The organism is Vibrio sp. 378, assembly GCF_033339435.1.
Window position 1 is genome coordinate 1 of sequence record NZ_JAWOUO010000783.1, and the last position, 608, is coordinate 608.

Consider the following 608-nt stretch of genomic DNA (forward strand, 5'->3'; position numbering starts at 1 on the left):
TGCGAAGCCACAAACTTACGGTGACGATCATAAACCACTTAAAACGGGCTCGATTGAGCTAAGTAATCTGACGTTCAGTTATGATGGTAAGCAAGATGTATTAAAAGACATATCCTTGAAAGCGGCTCATCAAGATTTTATCGCGCTGGTCGGCCATACTGGCAGCGGCAAGAGCACGTTAGCATCTTTGCTCATGGGCTTTTATCCAACCAATGTGGGCGAGTTATTGATTGATGGGCGGCCACTTAATACATTGGGTAAAGACGTACTTCGCAAAGACGTAGCAATGGTTCAACAAGATCCGCACATTCTCCCAGCCTCTGTACGTGAGAACATTTCTCTTAGCCGAGCAGTGAGCGATGAGCAGATATGGGATGCGTTAGATAAGGTAGGTTTGTCAGAGCAAATTCACCGCTATCCAAACGGCTTAGACACTCAACTCGGCCAAGGTGAAACCAACCTTTCGGCAGGTCAAAAGCAATTACTTGCGTTAGCCCGAGTGTTAGTAGCGAAACCAAAAATCTTAATTTTGGATGAAGCAACGGCAAACATCGGTTCAGGAACTGAGGCTCTCATTCAAAAAAGCTTAAAAGTTTTGCGCCAGAACA

1 protein-coding gene is annotated in these 608 nt (G+C 45.2%); it reads left to right on the forward strand.

Going from position 1 to position 608, the window contains the following annotated elements:
* Positions 1-608: ATP-binding cassette domain-containing protein (locus R7Q48_RS28830; RefSeq protein WP_318133765.1), on the forward strand; the 608-nt coding region annotated here is incomplete at both ends.